The sequence below is a fragment of the Mycobacterium sp. NTMscope_MAC_12 genome (genome assembly GCF_976985675.1).
The window spans coordinates 4,114,187-4,131,212 of record NZ_CDRJYY010000001.1 but is presented as its reverse complement, the minus strand read 5'-3'; the positions used below and the strand labels follow the sequence as shown (position 1 = coordinate 4,131,212).

12 protein-coding genes are annotated in these 17,026 nt (G+C 70.9%); 7 read left to right on the top strand and 5 right to left on the bottom strand.

All coding sequences use genetic code 11. The features are described from left to right. The first annotated feature begins 87 nt into the window (after window positions 1–87). From AC0KS4_RS18970 to nudC, 4 genes are read left to right on the top strand one after another with little or no spacing between them, the layout of a single operon-like run. Entirely contained in the window at window positions 88–3,222 is a 3,135-nt protein-coding gene (locus AC0KS4_RS18970) for an ATP-dependent helicase (protein ID WP_238956663.1), read from the top strand. Next, the gene (locus AC0KS4_RS18965) at window positions 3,219–6,572 is read left to right on the top strand and encodes an ATP-dependent helicase (RefSeq protein ID WP_225341322.1); all 3,354 of its coding nucleotides are present in this window, start codon (window positions 3,219–3,221) and stop codon (window positions 6,570–6,572) included. Before AC0KS4_RS18970 ends, AC0KS4_RS18965 begins: the two co-directional genes overlap by 4 nt. Window positions 6,573–6,620: 48 nt before the next feature. After that, on the top strand, window positions 6,621–7,691 hold the full coding sequence (locus tag AC0KS4_RS18960) for a potassium channel family protein (protein ID WP_238956662.1): 1,071 nt from the start codon (window positions 6,621–6,623) through the stop codon (window positions 7,689–7,691). After that, window positions 7,691–8,623 (top strand): NAD(+) diphosphatase, encoded by a 933-nt coding sequence (gene nudC / locus AC0KS4_RS18955; protein ID WP_238956661.1) that lies wholly within the window; start codon window positions 7,691–7,693, stop codon window positions 8,621–8,623. Before AC0KS4_RS18960 ends, nudC begins: the two co-directional genes overlap by 1 nt. Window positions 8,624–8,645: 22 nt before the next feature. Here nudC and mrx1 read toward each other — a convergent pair whose 3' ends face one another. After that, the gene (gene mrx1 / locus AC0KS4_RS18950; protein ID WP_225330601.1) at window positions 8,646–8,903 is read right to left on the bottom strand and encodes a mycoredoxin Mrx1; all 258 of its coding nucleotides are present in this window, start codon (window positions 8,901–8,903) and stop codon (window positions 8,646–8,648) included. Between the two features lie 160 nt (window positions 8,904–9,063). On the opposite strand from mrx1, the gene AC0KS4_RS18945 reads away from it, so the two are divergent. From AC0KS4_RS18945 to AC0KS4_RS18935, 3 genes are all read left to right on the top strand, one after another. Further along, on the top strand, window positions 9,064–11,175 hold the full coding sequence (locus AC0KS4_RS18945) for an ATP-dependent DNA helicase UvrD2 (protein WP_238957366.1): 2,112 nt from the start codon (window positions 9,064–9,066) through the stop codon (window positions 11,173–11,175). A 110-nt stretch (window positions 11,176–11,285) separates the two neighbouring features. Further along, a complete protein-coding gene (locus AC0KS4_RS18940; RefSeq protein ID WP_225330603.1) occupies window positions 11,286–11,447 on the top strand; it encodes a hypothetical protein in 162 nt (53 codons plus the stop codon). 141 nt (window positions 11,448–11,588) lie between these two features. Beyond that, window positions 11,589–11,843 carry a WhiB family transcriptional regulator gene (locus tag AC0KS4_RS18935; protein WP_225330604.1) on the top strand — a complete coding sequence of 85 codons (255 nt, stop codon included), beginning with the start codon at window positions 11,589–11,591 and terminating at the stop codon, window positions 11,841–11,843. A 41-nt stretch (window positions 11,844–11,884) separates the two neighbouring features. Here the strand turns inward: AC0KS4_RS18935 and AC0KS4_RS18930 are convergent, their stop codons facing one another. The 4 genes from AC0KS4_RS18930 to AC0KS4_RS18915 all read right to left on the bottom strand — a co-directional run bounded on the left by AC0KS4_RS18930 (window position 11,885) and on the right by AC0KS4_RS18915 (window position 16,974). Further along, complete coding sequence (locus tag AC0KS4_RS18930; RefSeq protein WP_238956496.1) at window positions 11,885–13,150, bottom strand: IS30 family transposase; 1,266 nt, start codon at window positions 13,148–13,150, stop codon at window positions 11,885–11,887. A 102-nt stretch (window positions 13,151–13,252) separates the two neighbouring features. Continuing rightward, complete coding sequence (locus AC0KS4_RS18925; protein WP_225326328.1) at window positions 13,253–14,596, bottom strand: macrolide-binding ATPase MABP-1; 1,344 nt, start codon at window positions 14,594–14,596, stop codon at window positions 13,253–13,255. Window positions 14,597–14,676: 80 nt separating this feature from the next. Further along, a complete protein-coding gene (locus AC0KS4_RS18920; RefSeq protein WP_238957365.1) occupies window positions 14,677–15,492 on the bottom strand; it encodes a cyclodehydratase in 816 nt (271 codons plus the stop codon). A gap of 87 nt (window positions 15,493–15,579) precedes the next feature. Beyond that, window positions 15,580–16,974: a zinc-dependent metalloprotease gene (locus tag AC0KS4_RS18915; RefSeq protein WP_238956660.1), complete on the bottom strand. Its 1,395-nt coding sequence runs from the start codon at window positions 16,972–16,974 to the stop codon at window positions 15,580–15,582. Between the last annotated feature and the right edge of the window lie 52 nt (window positions 16,975–17,026).

Below are 17,026 nucleotides of genomic sequence, written 5' to 3'. Positions count from 1 at the left end.
TCTTCGCGCTGCTCCGGCTTCCAGGGTACGAGGCCGGGTCGGCGCCGGCCGGGTCCACTTGTCACACCCTGGTGATTGCATGCAGCCATGGCATACACGTGGCAGGCCGACGCGAGCGCTCTGCTGGCGCCCGGTGCGCGTGGTGTCGTTCGCGTGTTGGGCGGCCCCGGCACCGGGAAGAGCAGCCTGCTGGTCGACGCCGCGGTCGCCCAGATCGACGCCGGGATGGCCCCGGAATCGGTTCTGCTGCTTACGGGTTCCGGTCGGCTCGGGATGGCCGAGCGCAGCGCGTTGACGACGGCGTTGCTGCGCTCGCGACCGAGCGGTCCGGGCCGGGTCGCCGTCAGCGAACCGCTGGTGCGGACCGTGCACGGGTACGCCTACGCGGTCTTGCGGCGTGCCGCCGAGCGCGCCGGTGATGCCCCCCCGCGGCTGGTCACCAGCGCCGAACAGGACGCCATCATCCGGGAACTGCTGGCCGGAGACCTCGACGACGGGCCACGCGCGGCCGCCGCATGGCCGGCGCAGCTGCGGCCGGCGCTGAGCACCGCGGGGTTCGCCACCGAACTGCGAAACCTGTTGGCCCGCTGCGCCGAACGCGGTGTCGAGCCCCAGGAACTGGAGCGGCTGGGCCGTCGTTGCCGCCGGCCGGAATGGACGGCCGCCGGTCAGTTCGCGCGCCAGTACGAACAGGTGATGTTGCTGCGCGCGGCGGTCGGCACGGCGGCGCCGGAGGCAAAGGCCCCCGCGCTGGGCGCCGCCGAATTGGTGGGCGCGGCGCTCGAGGCGTTCGCCGTCGATCCCGAGCTGCTGGCGTCCGAACGCGGCCGGATCCGCGTCCTGCTGGTCGACGACGCCCAACAGCTCGACCCTCAGGCGGCGCGCCTGGTTCGCGTGCTGGCGGCGGGCGCGGAGCTGGCGCTGGTCGCCGGTGACCCCAACCAGGCGGTGTTCGGCTTCCGGGGCGGCGAACCGGCCGGGCTGCTCAACGGCGACGCCCCGACGGTGACGTTGACGACGTCGCATCGCTGCGCGCCCGCCGTGGCCCGCGCCGTCAGCGGCATCGCCGCCCGGTTGCCCGGCGGCGCCGCCGGCCGCCGGATCGACGGCGCCGGGGCGGGGGAGGGGTCGGTCACGGTGCGGCTGGCCGCCTCGGCGCACGCCGAGGCGGCGGCGATCGCCGACGCGCTGCGACGGGCGCACCTCGTCGACGGTGTGCCCTGGTCGCAGATGGCGGTCATCGTGCGGTCGGTGCCGCGGGCCGGCACGCGGTTGCCGCGCGCGCTGGCCGCCGCCGCGGTGCCGGTGGCCGCGGCCGCCACCATCGGGCCGTTGGCCGAGGAGCCGGCGGTGCGCGCGTTGCTGACCGTGCTGTCGGCCGCCGCCGACGGGCTGGACGGAGCGCGCGCGCTGGCGTTGCTGACCGGCCCCATCGGTCGGGTCGACCCGGTGTCGCTGCGCCAGCTGCGCCGAACACTGCAGCGCGCCAACCCCGATCGCCCGCCGGGCGATTTCGCCGAGCTGGTGGTCGAGGCGCTGTCGGGCGCCGTGCCGCCGGGTCCGCAGTTCCGTTCGCTGCGCAAGGTCCGCGCGGTGCTGGATGCGGCCGCGCGGTGCCACGACGCCGGTCAAGACCCGCGCTACACCCTGTGGGCCGCCTGGCACCGGTCGGGGCTGCAGCGCCGCTGGCTGTCGGTCAGCGAGCGCGGTGGCCCCGGGGCCGCCCAGGCCGCCAGGGATCTCGAGTCGGTGACCGCGTTGTTCGACATCACCGACGACTACGTGTCGCGCACCTCGGGCGCGTCGTTGCGCGGCCTGGTCGAGCACGTCGCCGCGCTGCAGCTGCCGAGCGCCGGCCCCGAGCCAATTGCCACGGCCGAGCAGGTCAGGGTGCTCAGCGCGCACGCCGCGCTGGGACACGAATGGGATTTCGTGGTCATCGCCGGATTGCAGGATGGGTTGTGGCCCAACACCGTTCCGCGCGGCGGTGTGCTGGCCACCCAGCGGCTGCTCGACGAGCTGGACGGGGTCACCGCGGACGCCTCGTTGCGCGCGCCCCTGGTGGCCGAGGAGCGCCGGTTGCTGGTGGCGGCGATGGGCCGCGCCCGCCGGCGACTGCTGGTGACGGCCGTCGACAGCGACACCGGCGGGGCGGACCACGCGGCCACGCTGCCGTCGCCGTTCTTCTACGACATCGCGCAGTGGGCCGACGAGGACGTGGATGGGGCTGCGCTGCAACCTGTTTCGGCGCCGCGAGTGCTGTCGGCGGCCGCGCTGGTGGGCCGCCTGCGTGGCGTGGTCTGCGCCCCTGACGGGGCGGTGGACGAGCTCGCCCGCGATTGCGCGGCAACACAATTGGCCCGGTTGGCCAAAGCCGGGGTGCCCGGCGCCGATCCGGTCGGCTGGCACGGCCTGACCCCGGTGAGCACCGGTGAACCGCTGGGGGGCGGTGACGGCGTCGTCACGCTGACCCCGTCGACCCTGCAGACACTGACCGACTGCCCGCTGCGCTGGCTGGCCGAACGGCACGGCGGAACCAACCCGCGCGATCTGCGCTCCACCATCGGCTCGGTGGTGCACGCGCTGATCGCCGAACCGCACCGGAGCGAATCGGAACTGGTGGCCGAGCTGGAGCGCGCCTGGCAGCATCTACCCATTGAGGCGCAATGGCATTCGCACAACGAGCTGGCCCGTCACCGCGCGATGCTCGAGGCGTTCATCGAGTGGCGAAGCCAGAGCCGCGGCGCGCTCACCGAGGTCGGCGTCGAGGTCGAGATCGACGGAACCCTGGAAACCGGTGACGGGGAACAGGTTCGGTTGCGCGGTCGCGTCGACCGGCTGGAGCGCGACGCCGCCGGCCGGCTGGTGATCGTCGACGTCAAGACCGGCAAGTCCCCGGTCAGCAAGGACGACGCCCAACAACACGCCCAGCTGGCGATGTATCAGCTGGCGGTGGCCGAAGGCCTGGTGGTCTCCGGCGGCGACACTGTGGAACCCGGTGGGGCGCGGCTGGTTTACGTCGGCAAGACCGGTGCGGCGGGGGCCGTCGAACGGGAACAGGACCCGCTCACGGCGGCCGGCGGCGACGAATGGCGACAGGTCATCCGGCGAGCGGCGGACGCGACGGCCGGCCCGCAGTTCGTCGCGCGGCGCAACGACGGGTGCACGCACTGCCCCATCCGGCCGTGCTGTCCGGCGCACACCGACGGGGCGGCCCGATGAAGGCCCGCTACAGCCCGAGTGAATTGGCTTGTGCGCTAGGCCTTTTCCCGCCGACCGAGGAACAGTCCGCGGTCATCGCCGCGCCGCCGGGGCCGCTGGTCGTCATCGCCGGTGCCGGCGCCGGTAAGACCGAGACGATGGCCGCGCGGGTGGTGTGGCTGATCGCCAACGGCTACGCCGAACCCGCGCAGGTGCTGGGGCTGACGTTCACCCGCAAGGCCGCCGGCCAGCTGCTGCGCCGGGTCCGGTCCAGGCTGGCCCGGTTGGCCGGCGTCGGCCTGGGCGCGACGGGCCCCGCCGGCAATGCCGCCGAGCCCGAGGGCGCGCCGGTGATCAGCACCTACCACGCGTTCGCAGGCTCGTTGCTGCGCGACTACGGGCTGCTGCTGCCCGTCGAGCCCGACACCCGGTTGCTCAGCGAAACCGAGCTGTGGCAGCTGGCTTTCGACGTCGTCAACGGGTACCGCGGCGAGCTGCACACCGACAAGACCCCTTCCGCGGTCACTTCGATGGTGTTGCGGCTGTGGGGGCAGCTGGCCGAACACCTCGTCGACACCGGCCAGCTGCGCGACACCCACGTGGAGCTGGAGCGGCTCGTCCATGCCCTGCCCGCTGGTCCCTATCAGCGGGAGCGCGGGCCCAGCCAGTGGTTGCTGCGGCTGTTGGGCACCCAGACCGAGCGCGCGGAGTTGGTGCCACTGCTGGATGCGCTCAACGAGCGCATGCACGCCGCGAAGGTGATGGATTTCGGGATGCAGATGGCGTCGGCGGCGCGGCTGGCGGCGAGCTTCCCCCAGGTCGGCGAGGACCTGCGCGCCCGCTACCGGGTGGTGCTGCTCGACGAGTATCAGGACACCGGCCACGCCCAGCGCATCGCGCTGTCGGCCCTGTTCGGCGGCGGGGTCGACGACGGGTTGGCGCTGACGGCCGTCGGCGACCCCATCCAGTCCATCTACGGCTGGCGCGGGGCCTCGGCGACCAACCTGCCCCGGTTCACCACCGACTTTCCCCGCTCCGACGGCAGCCCCGCGCCCGTGCTGGAATTGCGGACCAGCTGGCGCAATCCGCCGCGGACCCTGCGGGTCGCCAACGCCGTATCCGCCGAAGCGCGACGGCGATCGGTGGCCGTGCACGCGCTGCGCCCGCGCCCCGACGCCCCGCCCGGCACCGTCCGCTGCGCCTTGCTGCCCGACGTGGTGGCCGAACGCGAGTGGATCGCCGACCACCTCGAGGCCCACTACCGGCGGGCCCGGGCCGACGGCGTGAGCCCGCCGACGGCCGCGGTGTTGGTGCGGCGCAACGCCGACGCCGCGCCGATAGCCGACGCGTTGCGGGCGCGCGGCATTCCCGTCGAGGTCGTCGGGCTGGCCGGGCTGCTGTCGGTTCCCGAGGTCGCCGAGGTGGTGGCCATGCTGCGGCTGGTCGCCGACCCGACGGCCGGCGCGGCGGCGATGCGGGTGCTCACCGGCGCGCGCTGGCGCCTCGGCGCCCGCGACATCGCCGCGCTGTGGCAGCGAGCGCGCGCGTTCGGCGGAAGCGCGGCGGACGCCGCGCCGCCCTCGCCCGAGGCGATCGCGCGCGCCGCCGGCCCCTCCCACGTCGACGCCGACACCGTCTGCCTGGCCGACGCGATCGCCGATCCGGGTCCGGCGGGCTCGTATTCGGCGGCGGGATATCAGCGCATCACCGCGCTGGCCGCCGAGCTGAACGCCCTGCGCGCCCACCTCGGCCATCCCCTCGCCGACCTGGTGGCCGAGGTGCGCCGCGTGCTGGGCGTCGACTGCGAAGTCCGGGCGGCGGCGGGGGTGGCAGCGGGCTGGGCCGGCACCGAGCACCTTGACGCCTTCGCCGACGTCGTCGCCGGTTACGCCGAGCGCGCCGACGGCGCGGCCACGCGACTGGACGCGTCCGCGACCGCCTCGGTGGCCGGCCTGCTGGCGTTTCTGGATGCCGCCGAGACGGTCGAGAACGGTTTGGCGCCAGCCCCCTTGGCCGCCGCGCGCGACCGCGTCCAGGTGCTCACCGTGCACTCCGCGAAGGGGCTGGAATGGCAGGTTGTGGCGGTCGCACACCTGTCGGGCGGGACGTTCCCGTCGACCGCGTCCAAGAGCACCTGGCTCACAGACGCGGCGGAGCTGCCGCCGCTGCTGCGCGGCGACCGCGCCGCCGCGGGCGCGCTGGGCATCCCGGTGCTCGACACCTCGGACGTCACCAACCGAAAACAACTGTCGGACAAGATCTCCGAGCACCGCCGCCAGCTCGATCAGCGGCGAGTCGACGAGGAGCGCCGATTGCTGTATGTCGCCATCACCCGGGCCGAGGACACGCTGCTGCTATCGGGACACCAGTGGGGCGCCACCGGGATCAAGCCGCGTGGCCCGTCGGACTTCCTGGTGGAGATCAAGGACGTCATCGACGGCGCGGCCGCGGCCGGCGACCCCTGCGGAACCGTGGAGCACTGGGCGCCGCCGCCCGCCGGCGGCGAGCGAAACCCGCTACGCGACAACGTTATCGAAGCGGTGTGGCCCGCCGACCCGCTGGCCGTGCGGCGCAACGAGGTCGAGCGCGGCGCGGCGCTGGTGAGCCGGGCGCTGGCCGCCGGGCCCGCCCAGCCGTGCGCCGACGTCGACGGCTGGGCCGCCGACGTCGACGCCTTGCTGGCCGAACGTGCGCGGCTGACCGAGCCGCCGAGCCGGCAGCTGCCCGGGCAGTTGTCGGTCAGCTCCCTGGTGGGCCTGGCGCGCGACCCGGCGGGCGCCGCGCAGCGGTTGAGGCATCGGCTGCCGTCGCGGCCGGACCCGCATGCGCTGCTGGGCAACGCGTTTCACGCCTGGGTCCAGAAGTTCTACGGCGCCGAATGCCTGTTCGATCTCGGCGATCTGCCGGGGGCCGCGGACTCCGACGTCGGCGACACCGCCGAATTGTCGCAACTGCAAGCAGCGTTCACCGAATCACCGTGGGCCGCAAGGACTCCCGTCGCCGTCGAGGTGCCGTTCGAGATGCCGATCGGTGACACCCTGGTCCGCGGGCGCATCGACGCGGTGTTCGCCGACCCCGATGGCGGCGCGACCGTGGTGGACTGGAAGACCGGTGAACCGCCGCGCGGCCCGGAGGCGCTGCGCCAGGCCGCCGTCCAGCTTGCGGTGTACCGGATGGCCTGGGCGGCGCTGGCCGGGGTCCCGGAATCGTCGGTGCGCACCGCCTTCTACTACGTGCGCGCCCGCACCACCGTCGTCCCCGACGAACTGCCGGGTGCCGCCGAGGTGGCCGGATTGCTGAGCGATCCGGGCGGCCTCCGGTGTGACCCGCGCCGCCCGAGTATGGGGGAGGTGGTGCCCGTGGTTACATAAGACGCGTGCGTGTCTCGTGCGCGGAAATCAAGCCGATGACGGGCCGCCGTGGGCAACGGTAGGTCGCGAAAGCTGAGCGGTCTGGATGAAGCGCTGACCGCCCAGCGCGGTCACCAGCTGATCAGCGTGGTGCGCATCCCCGAGGAGCACGCCAGTCCCATCCGCGTCATCACCCGCCGCCTGGCCATCGCCCTGGTGGTGCTGTTCGGCGCGGCCGTCATCGTCTACCTGGACCGCGACGGTTTCCGCGATGTGCGCAACGAGCCGCTGACTTTTTTGGACTGCCTGTATTTCTCGGCGGTTTCGCTGTCGACGACCGGCTATGGCGACGTCACGCCGTACACCGAAACCGCGCGCCTGGTGCACACCCTGATCTTCACCACGCTGCGGATCGCGTTCCTGGCCGTGCTGGTCGGCACCACGCTCGAAGTGCTCTCCGAGCGGTCTCGCCAAGGGTGGAAGATTCAGCGTTGGAGGAGCAGAGTGCGCAACCACACCATAGTGATCGGCTATGGCACCAAGGGGAAAACGGCGGTCGCCGCCATCCTCGGCGACGAAACGATCCAGACGGAGGTCGTCGTCGTCGACACCGACCGCAGCACGCTCGAGCACGCCGAGAGCGCCGGCCTGGTCACCGTGCACGGCGACGCCACCAAGGCCGATGTGCTGCGGCTGGCCGGGGCCCAGCACGCCGCGTCCATCATCGTCGCCGCCAGCCGCGACGACACCGCGGTGCTGGCGACGCTGACGGCGCGAGAGATCGCGCCCAAGGCGAAGATCGTCGCCTCGATCCGCGAGACCGAAAACCAGCACCTGCTGCAGCAGTCGGGCGCGGACTCGGTGGTGGTCTCGTCGGCGACCGCCGGTCGCCTCCTCGGGCTGGCCACCACGACGCCCAGCGTCGTGGAGATGATCGAGGACCTGCTGACCCCCGACGCCGGCCTGGCGATCGCCGAGCGCGAGGTTGAGCAGAGCGAAGTCGGCGGCTCGCCGCGGCATTTGCGCGACATCGTGCTCGGCGTGGTGCGCGACGGCCACCTGTGGCGCATCGATGCCCCGGAGGTGGACGCCGTCGAGGCCAACGACCGGCTGCTCTACATCCGAAGCGTCGGGCACTGATGGCGATCGCGGACTTTCAGCTGCGCAGCGTCCCGTTGCTGTCGCGCGTCGGCGCCGACCGAGCCGATCAGCTGCGCACCGACGTCGAAGCGGCCACCGCGGGCTGGGCCGGGGCGGCGCTGCTGCGGGTGGACTCGCGCAATCAGGTGCTGGTCGCCGACGGTCGCGTGGTGCTGGGCGCCGCCGCCGAGCTGGGCGACAAGCCGCCGTCGGAGGCGGTGTTTCTGGGGCGCCTCGAGGACGGCCGCCACGTGTGGGCGATCCGCGGCGCCCTGCAAGCCCCGGAGGATCCCGACACGCATACCGAGGTGGTGAACCTGCGCAGCCTCGGCCCGATCTTCGACGACACCAGCGGCCAGCTGATGTCATCGGCTGTGGCGCTGCTGAATTGGCATGAGAAGTCGCGGTTCAGCTCGGTCGACGGCGCACCGACACGCCCGGCACGGGCGGGCTGGTCACGCGTCAACCCGGTCACCGGGCACGAGGAGTTCCCGCGCATCGACCCGGCGGTGATTTGTCTGGTGCACGACGGCGGCGACCGCGCGGTGCTGGCACGCCAGGCGGTGTGGCCGGAGCGGATGTTCTCGCTGCTGGCCGGATTCGTCGAGGCCGGTGAGTCATTCGAGGGATGTGTGGCTCGGGAGATCCGCGAGGAGATCGGGCTGACCGTGCGCGACGTGCGCTACCTGGGCAGTCAGCCGTGGCCGTTCCCGCGCTCGCTGATGGTCGGCTTCCACGCCGTCGGCGATCCGGCGCAGGATTTCTCGTTCAACGACGGCGAGATCGCCGAGGCGGCGTGGTTCACCCGCGATGAGGTGCGCGAGGCCCTGGCGGCCGGGGATTGGTCGAGTTCCTCGGAGTCCAAACTCCTACTGCCCGGGTCGATTTCGATCGCTCGGGTGATCATCGAATCCTGGGCCGCGATCGACTGACCCGGGCGCCGGACGGCGACGTTCAGTTGCCGGTCTCGGCCAGCTTCGCCTTCACCTGGGCCGCGCTCGGGTTGGTCAGCGTCGACCCGTCGGCGAACTTCACCGTCGGGACCGTTCGGTTGCCGCCGTTGACCGAGCTGACGAAGTCAGCCGCCGCCGCGTCGTGCTCGATGTCGACCGCCTCGTACGGAATTCCGTTGGACTTGAGCACCGTCATGAGCCGATGGCAGTAGCCGCACCAGGAGGTGGTGTAGACGGTGAGCGGGGCAGTGGTCGTCATAGCCCGATAACGTAGCCCGGCGACGATGCATTCCGCGCGGCGGGATGCGGAGGAGTGGGATGCGACTCGCCGGCGCGACACGCCAGGGCATCCGATTCGGGCGTGGCGATGCATCGCCTTCGTCGGCGACTTGTCAGTATGGGAAGCCACTATGGACGCCATGCCGACGGTCGCCGATCCACTGACAGCCGGGCTGGACGACGAGCAGCGCGAGGCCGTGCTGGCTCCGCGCGGCCCGGTCTGTGTGCTGGCGGGCGCCGGAACGGGCAAGACCCGCACCATCACTCACCGGATCGCCCAGCTGGTCGCCGGCGGTCATGTCGCCGCCGGCCAGGTGCTGGCGGTCACGTTCACCCAGCGGGCGGCGGGGGAGATGCGCTCCCGGTTGCGGGCGATCGACGCCGCGGCGGGCACGGGACCGGCGGTCGGCGGGGTCTCGGCCCTGACCTTTCACGCGGCCGCGCACCGGCAGTTGCGGTACTTCTGGCCGCGGGTGGTCGGTGACACGGGCTGGCAGCTGCTGGACAGCAAGTTCGCCGTGGTGGCCCGGGCGGCCGGCCGGATCCGGCTCAATGCCGGCACCGACGACGTGCGCGACCTGGCGGGCGAGATCGAGTGGGCCAAGGCGTCGCTGATCGGTCCCGAGGAATACCCCGCCGCGGTGGCCGCCGCGGGGCGGGACATCCCCCTGGACGCCGCCCAGATCGCCGGCGTCTACGCCGCCTACGAGGCCCTCAAAGCCCGCGGCGAACACGTCACCCTGCTCGATTTCGACGACCTGCTGCTGCACACCGCGGCCGCGATCGAAAACGACCCGGCGGTGGCCGAGGAGTTCCGTGACCGCTACCGCTGCTTCGTGGTCGACGAATACCAGGACGTCACGCCGTTGCAGCAGCGGGTGCTGACGGCCTGGTTGGGCGACCGCGACGACCTGACGGTGGTGGGCGATGCCAACCAGACCATCTACTCGTTCACCGGGGCGTCGCCGCGGTTCCTGCTCGACTTCTCCCGCCGCTTCCCCGATGCCACCGTCGTGCGCCTGGAGCGTGACTATCGGTCCACCCCCCAGGTGGTGTCGCTGGCCAACCAGGTGATCGCCGCGGCGCGCGGGCGGGTCGCCGGCAGCAAGCTGCACCTGGTGGGCCAGCGCGCACCGGGCCCGGCGCCGACGTTTCACGAGCATCCCGACGAACCGGCCGAGGCCGCCGCGGTCGCGGTGTCGATCGCGCGGCTGATCGAATCGGGCACCCCGCCGTCCGAGATCGCCGTGCTGTATCGGGTCAACGCGCAGTCGGAGATCTACGAGGAGGCGTTGACCGAGGCGGGCATCGCCTACCAGATCCGCGGCGGCGAGGGATTCTTCAATCGCCAGGAGATCAAACAGGCCCTGCTGGCGCTGCAACGCGCCGCCGAGCGCGGCGCTGAGGATGGTGCCGACGCGCCCCTGCCGGACGTCGTGCGCGCGGTGTTGGAACCGTTGGGGCTGACGGCCCAGGAACCGGTCGGCACCCGGGCCCGCGAGCGCTGGGAAGCCCTGAGCGCGCTGGCTGAACTGGTGGACGACGAAGTGGCGCAACGCCCGCAGCTGGACTTCCCGGGGCTGCTGGCGGAGCTTCGGATGCGCGCCGACGCCCGGCACCCGCCGGTGGTGCAGGGCGTCGCGCTGGCGTCGCTGCACGCCGCCAAGGGACTCGAGTGGGACGCGGTGTTTCTGGTCGGGTTGGCCGACGGCACGCTGCCCATTTCGCACGCCCTGGCGCACGGCGCCGAAAGCGAGGCGGTCGAGGAGGAGCGCCGCCTGCTTTACGTCGGAATCACCAGGGCCCGAACGCATTTGGCGCTCAGCTGGGCGCTGGCCCGTAGCCCGGGCGGGCGCCAGGGCCGCAAGCCGTCGCGGTTCCTCAACGGCATCGCACCCCAGGCGCGGGCCGAGCCGGGGCCGAACAAGTCTCGGCGCAACCGCGCCACCGTGACCCGCTGCCGGATCTGCAACAACAACCTGACCACTCCGGCGGCCGTCATGCTGCGCCGCTGCGAGACGTGCGCGGCCGACATCGACGAGGACCTGTTACTGCGGCTCAAGGCGTGGCGGCTCGACGTCGCCAAGGAACAGAAGGTGCCCGCCTACGTCGTCTTCACCGACAACACCTTGATCGCCATCGCCGAGCTGCGGCCCGACGACGACGAGGCGCTGATCGCGATTCCCGGCATCGGCGCGCGCAAGCTCGAACAGTACGGTCCCGACGTGCTGGAGCTGGTTCGCGGTCGCTGACCGGTAAACCCGCAGGTACAAAATCGGTTGTGACGGCGACGGTGACCGTTTACCCTCGATACCGCAACTGCGCACTACGGAATCGGCACGGCGGAAGGAGGGTGGCCACGATGATCAGCGACGCGTTCGGTGTAGGCGTGACGAGCCCCGACCTGTCCGCGGGTATCGCCCATGCCGCACACGCCGCCGTGTCGGCGGCCGCGCGTAAGCATCGCGCCGCCGCCGCGACCGACGCGTCCGTAGGAGTCGGGGGCCCACCGCAGGCAAGGTAAGTACCAGCCCCGGTTTTCACCCAGATGGCCACGGACCCCGAAGTCAAGGATCCGTGGCCATAGTTGTCGGGTAGACACTTTTCGACCTGGTCCGGATCACCGCCAAGGACAGCAACCCAGACCAGGAAGTAGGTGGTAGACATGTCGGCACCGACAGCCCCCAGGCCGGATTTGCCGTGTCACGCCGGCGATCCCGATCTCTGGTTCGCCGAAGCCCCGGCCGATCTCGAGCGCGCCAAGTCGCTGTGCGTCGACTGCCCGGTGCGCCGCCAATGTCTGGCGGCCGCGCTGGAACGGGCCGAACCGTGGGGCGTGTGGGGCGGCGAGATCTTCGACCGTGGTTCGGTCCTGAGCTTCAAACGACCACGGGGACGCCCCCGCAAGGCGGCCGCCTAGGACGCGAAAGTGCAACTGCCGACACGTTTCCCGAGGTGGTTTCACGCGGTGGATGCAACGGTGGGTGGTTTGGACAATAGTTCGTTGAGGGCTTCGGCGGGTGTATTCCAGTCCAGGGTTTGGCGTGGTCGTCCGTTGAGTTCGGCGGCGACGTAGTCCAGGTAGCCGGCGCCATAGACCGATAGGTCGGTGCCTTTCGGAAAGTATTGGCGCAAAAGCCCATTGGTGTTCTCGTTGCTACCGCGTTGCCACGGCGAGTGTGGATCGCAGAAGTAGATATCCAAGTCAGTGGCGTCAGCGATGGCGAGGTGGTTGGTCAACTCCTTGCCCTGGTCCCAGGTCAACGAGCGGCGTAGATGGTCGGGCAACTCGGCCATTTTGGCCACGATGGCGTTTTGCACCGCCAGGGCGCCGTGGTCATCGGGCAGGTGCAAGAGCATGACAAAACGGGTGGTGCGCTCAACCAGAGTGCCAATCGCGGACCCCGATTTGGTGCTGCCCAGGATCAGGTCGCCTTCCCAGTGACCGGGGACGGCACGGTCGGCGACCTCGGGTGGGCGTTGGCTGATATTGACCATGTCGGGGATACGTCCGTGGCGGCGGGCCCCGGGCTGGTGCTGGGATCGGCGCACCGCGCGTTTGGTCCGCAGGCACCGATGCAGCTCGCGGCGCAACGAGCCGCGGCCCTGAACGTAAATGGCCTGGTAAATGGCCTCGTGGGACACCCGCATCTCCGGATCATCAGGGAAGTCGCGGCGCAGCCGCGCGGCTATCTGAGTTGGGCTATGCAACTGTTTTAACCGAGTCTGCACTTCGGCGTGCAGCCTGTCATTGATCGCGAGCTTGCGGGTCTTGGGGCGCCGCGCCCGATCAGCGGCACGGTCATGCGCCGACACGGCCAGATAGCGCACGCTCGCGGTCTTGCCGCTTTGGCGGGCCCCGAACGCCTCTTTGCGCCGATACCCCGATTTGCAGCCCGTATGGCGGTTACGCAACTCGCAGTTGCTGTCGATCTCACGCTTAATCGTCGATGCTGGCCGGCCCAACCGGCGCCCGATCGAGCGCAAAGATTCCTGGGCATGCACACCGGCCTGGATCTCGATGCGTTCCTGCAAGCTCAACCGCGGCCGGGGACCGCAGATATTCGGTGTCCTGAAACGGGGTTTCACCCCGCCAGCCTCACGGAACCACTGCCGACCCGTGCCTTGCGACACGCCGACGGCCACGCCCGCCGAGCCCGGATCAAGGCCCCGCCGAACACATTCCCAAAACACCGGAACCCGCGACCGCAACGTCCCATTGGCCATCGCAACACTCCTCACTCAGAAGATGTGTTGCATCCATCCCTTGAAATCAAGCGAGTGTCGGCGTCGGTAGTTGCACTTTCGTGAACTCCACGACCGCGCGAACTAGACGACCGCGCTGTCCGGTTCGGCGAACCCGGGCACCAGCTCTTCGGAGAGTGCCTTGATCGGCACGTGGGCGTCCAGCTGACACAGGATCGCGGCCACCGACATGATCACCCGCATCGGGATCACCAGCTTGGGCGGCAGGTCCATCTGCCGGGCGGTGCGGATCTGCGACACGGACCGGTCGATCTCGATGGCCGACATCTTCTGCAGCCACTTGCGGGTGTAGTGGAAGACGTCGACCTCGACCGGTTCGACGTACTGGCGCAGCATGTCGTCGATGTCGCGCACCGACACCTGCTGGCCCTTCTGGATGAAGCCGGCCTTTTCCATCGTCGGCAACAGCAGGTCGTAGTTCTTGTCGCGGGCGAGCCGGATGCTCATGCCGAGCTCGATCGGCAAGCCGCCGGGTAGCGGCGCGACGGCGCCGAAGTCGATCACGCCCATGCGGCCGTCGTCGAGCAGCATGAAGTTGCCCGGGTGGGCGTCGCCGTGCAGCATCTCCAGCCGGCGCGGCGCGTCGAACGTGAGCTCGAGCAGGCGGGCGCCGATCAGGTCGCGCTGCTCGACGGTGCCGTGCCGGATGATCTCCGCCATGGGGGTGCCCTGCATCCACTCCTGGATCACCACCTTCGGCGCGCTGGCCACGATGCGCGGCACCGCGAAGTGCGGGTGGTCGTGATACGCCTTGGCGAAGGCGCGCTGGTTCTCGGCCTCGAGCCGGTAGTCCAGCTCCATCTCGGTGCGCTCGATCAGCTCGTCGACCACGCCTTGGATGTCGGCGCCCGGCGCGAGTTGCTTGAACACCCCGACCAGCCGCTGCATGGTCTTGAGGTCAGCCCGCAGCGCCTCGTCGGCTCCGGGGTACTGGATCTTGACCGCCACCTCGCGGCCGTCGGACCACACCCCCTTGTGCACCTGGCCGATGCTGGCCGAGGCCACCGGGGTGTCGTCGAACGAACTGAACCGCTCGCGCCACTTGGTGCCCAGTTGGGCGTCGAGCACCCGGTGCACCTTGGCCGCGGGCAGCGGCGGGGCGTCCTTCTGCAGCTTGGTCAACGCCTCGCGGTAGGGCTCGCCGAACTCCTCGGGGATCGCGGCCTCGAGCACCGACAGCGCCTGGCCCACCTTCATCGCGCCGCCCTTGAGCTCACCCAAGACGGTAAACAATTGGTGGGCGGCCTTCTCGAGAAGCTCGGCCTGGACCTCGTCCCTGGACTTACCCGTCAGCCGTTTACCGAATCCGAGCGCTGCCCGACCGGCGAATCCGACCGGAATGCTGGCCAGCTTGGCGTTACGCGCAGCCCGGCCCCGTTTGATGTCTGCCACGTAACCATCATCCATGATGACCTGCGCGATGTGGAGAGAAGACGACAACGCTCGTTGTCACAATCCGTAGGCCCAGGTCAGCGGGTGCGCCCGCATCAGCAGGCGCACAACGGGTGTTTCTCCCATTGCCGCGCGACGATCGCGCCGGCGTGCAGATCGAATTCCAGCGTCGCGTTGAGCGTCTGGGGTGGCTTCGCATCGGAGGTCGCCTCTTGCCCGCGCACGGCCGCGATCACCCGGTTCACCTGAGACAGCGCCAGCGCCGCGGTCGCCAGCACGGTGGCGCGGTCGGCGACGCCGACGGTCTCCCGCAGCTGCGCACAAATCGCCGGCCACGCCGCGTCGCGGTCCCGGCGGTGCAGGTCCGCGCAGGCCAGGCAGCTCGTCACGCCGGGGATCACCAGCGGACCCACCAGCCCGATGCCGTCGCGCACCCGCACCACCAGGTGCGCGACGCCCTGATCGTGCAGATCGCGCACCATGCGCGGGTCGGCGACCAGGTAGTCCGAGAACACGACCAGGTCGACGTCGCCGGCCGACACCGCGGCGTGCGGTTGGCTGCTGTGCGCGATCCGGGCGCCCGAGCAGCGCAACGACTCCATCAGCAGCTCCGAGAGCGGCCCGCGGCCGTGCACGCGCACCGACGGGGCCCGGCCGCGCGGTCGCCCGCATTCGGTCGCCACCCCGGCGTCGACGAGTTGGGCCACCAGGCTTCTCAGGCCGTCGGCGTCGGTCAGGCCACGGTCGAGCGCCCGCCGCTGCAGCTCCGGCAGGGGGGTCGGGGACGACATGGACCGCAACAGCGTGGCCAGTTCGGCGGCGGCCAAGCCGCTCGGGGGGCGCACCAGCACCGCGCGGCGGGGATCCCAGCCGACCTGGACGGCGCCATCGGGCCGCAGCAGCACCGGCATCGCCGGGTCCAGCGCATAGGTGGACAGCACCGCCTGGCACTGCTGAGTCACCGCGCAACTGTGTCACGCAGGAGGCAATGGCTCCGCTCAGTTATCCACAGAACCGGTGCCGGGGCCCGGCCCCTCCGGATCCTGGCCCTCGCGCTCGAGTTTGGCGATCGCCTCGTCGATGCCGCTGGTGTCGCCGCCGATGACCCGGTCGATGAATCCGGCCGGCTCGTCGAGGTCCTCGGCGTCGGGCAGCAGGTCGGGGTGTTGCCAAATGCCGTCGCGGGTGTCGACCCCGGCGGCCTGCGTCAGGCGCTCCCAGAACGCGGCGGCTTCACGCATCTTGCGCGGCCGCAGCTCCAACCCGACCAGCGTCGCGAAGGTCTGCTCGGCCGGGCCGCCGCTGGCGCGGCGCCGGCGCAGCGTCTCACCGAGCGCGCCCGCGCCCGGAATCCGGTCGCCCAGGGCGGCGGCCACCACCACCTGCACCCACCCTTCGATCAGGGCGAGCAGCGTCTCCAGGCGCTCCAGCGCCTGCGTCTGCGCGGGAGTGGCCTTGGGCTCGAAAACGCCCTGCCCCAACAGGTTTTCGATCGCCGCCGGATCCGACAGCGACGCCGGATTGAAGTCGCGGGCGAGCTCCTCGATTCCCGACATATCGATCTGCATGCCCATCGCGTAGGCCTCGACCGCGCCCAGTAGTTGGCTCGACAGCCAGGGGACGTGGCTGAACAGCCGGTGGTGGGCGGCCTCGCGCGCGGCCAGGAAGGTCAGGATCTCGCTGCGCGGCCGCTCGAGTCCGGTGGTGAACGATTCGACGGCGTCGGGCATGATCGCCGCAATTCCCTTGGGGCCCAACGGCAAACCGATGTCGGTCGAGGTCAGCACCTCGCGGGACAACCGGCCCAGCGCCTGCCCGAGCTGCGAGCCGAACGCCATGCCACCCATCTGCGACATCATCTGCAGCAGCGGGCCGGCCATGCTCTTGGCTTCCTCGGGCAGCGACGCCGCCCACACCGTCGAGATCTGTTGGGCCATCGGGTCACACAGCCGCTTCCACGTCTCCAACGTGTTGTCGACCCAGTCGGCGGGCGTCCAACCCACCACCTTGGCGGTGCCCGCGGGCAGTGCCGTCGCCCCGTCCAGCCAGGTTTCGGCCAGGTGCACCGCGTCGGCGATCGCCGAGTTCGTCGTGGCCGGCACCGGCGCCACGAAGCCGATCGAATTCGACGCGACGCGACGCGCCAGTTCGTAATTGACCGGCCCCGAGGCCGTTCCGCCGGGTCCGACGGTGCCCGCGCTGCTGAACATCTGACCCAGCTGGGTGAAGATCTGCCCCAGGTCACCCATGCCGAAATCGCCGCTCATACCGAACGCGGCGAACGGGTCGGAAGGGTTCGAGCCCGAATCGGGATCTTTTTTCCCGGGTTTGTCGGGGTCCTCCCCGTGGGAGAAGCCGAACGGCAGGTCAGCCATGACCCCAACGGTACTCACCGTGGGATCGGAAGGCGCGCGACGGCGGGTCAGCTTGTAGCTGAACCACGTA

What these genes read in the sequence shown, in the direction of transcription:
- AC0KS4_RS18965 (WP_225341322.1), top strand. Translation starts at nt 3,219, where the DNA reads ATGAAGGCCCGCTACAGCCCGAGTGAATTGGCTTGTGCGCTAGGCCTT.
- AC0KS4_RS18925 (WP_225326328.1), bottom strand. Translation starts at nt 14,596, where the DNA reads ATGGATGATGGTTACGTGGCAGACATCAAACGGGGCCGGGCTGCGCGT.
- nudC (WP_238956661.1), top strand. Translation starts at nt 7,691, where the DNA reads ATGGCGATCGCGGACTTTCAGCTGCGCAGCGTCCCGTTGCTGTCGCGC.
- AC0KS4_RS18935 (WP_225330604.1), top strand. Translation starts at nt 11,589, where the DNA reads ATGTCGGCACCGACAGCCCCCAGGCCGGATTTGCCGTGTCACGCCGGC.
- AC0KS4_RS18945 (WP_238957366.1), top strand. Translation starts at nt 9,064, where the DNA reads ATGCCGACGGTCGCCGATCCACTGACAGCCGGGCTGGACGACGAGCAG.
- AC0KS4_RS18920 (WP_238957365.1), bottom strand. Translation starts at nt 15,492, where the DNA reads ATGCCGGTGCTGCTGCGGCCCGATGGCGCCGTCCAGGTCGGCTGGGAT.
- AC0KS4_RS18940 (WP_225330603.1), top strand. Translation starts at nt 11,286, where the DNA reads ATGATCAGCGACGCGTTCGGTGTAGGCGTGACGAGCCCCGACCTGTCC.
- AC0KS4_RS18970 (WP_238956663.1), top strand. Translation starts at nt 88, where the DNA reads ATGGCATACACGTGGCAGGCCGACGCGAGCGCTCTGCTGGCGCCCGGT.
- mrx1 (WP_225330601.1), bottom strand. Translation starts at nt 8,903, where the DNA reads ATGACGACCACTGCCCCGCTCACCGTCTACACCACCTCCTGGTGCGGC.
- AC0KS4_RS18930 (WP_238956496.1), bottom strand. Translation starts at nt 13,150, where the DNA reads ATGGCCAATGGGACGTTGCGGTCGCGGGTTCCGGTGTTTTGGGAATGT.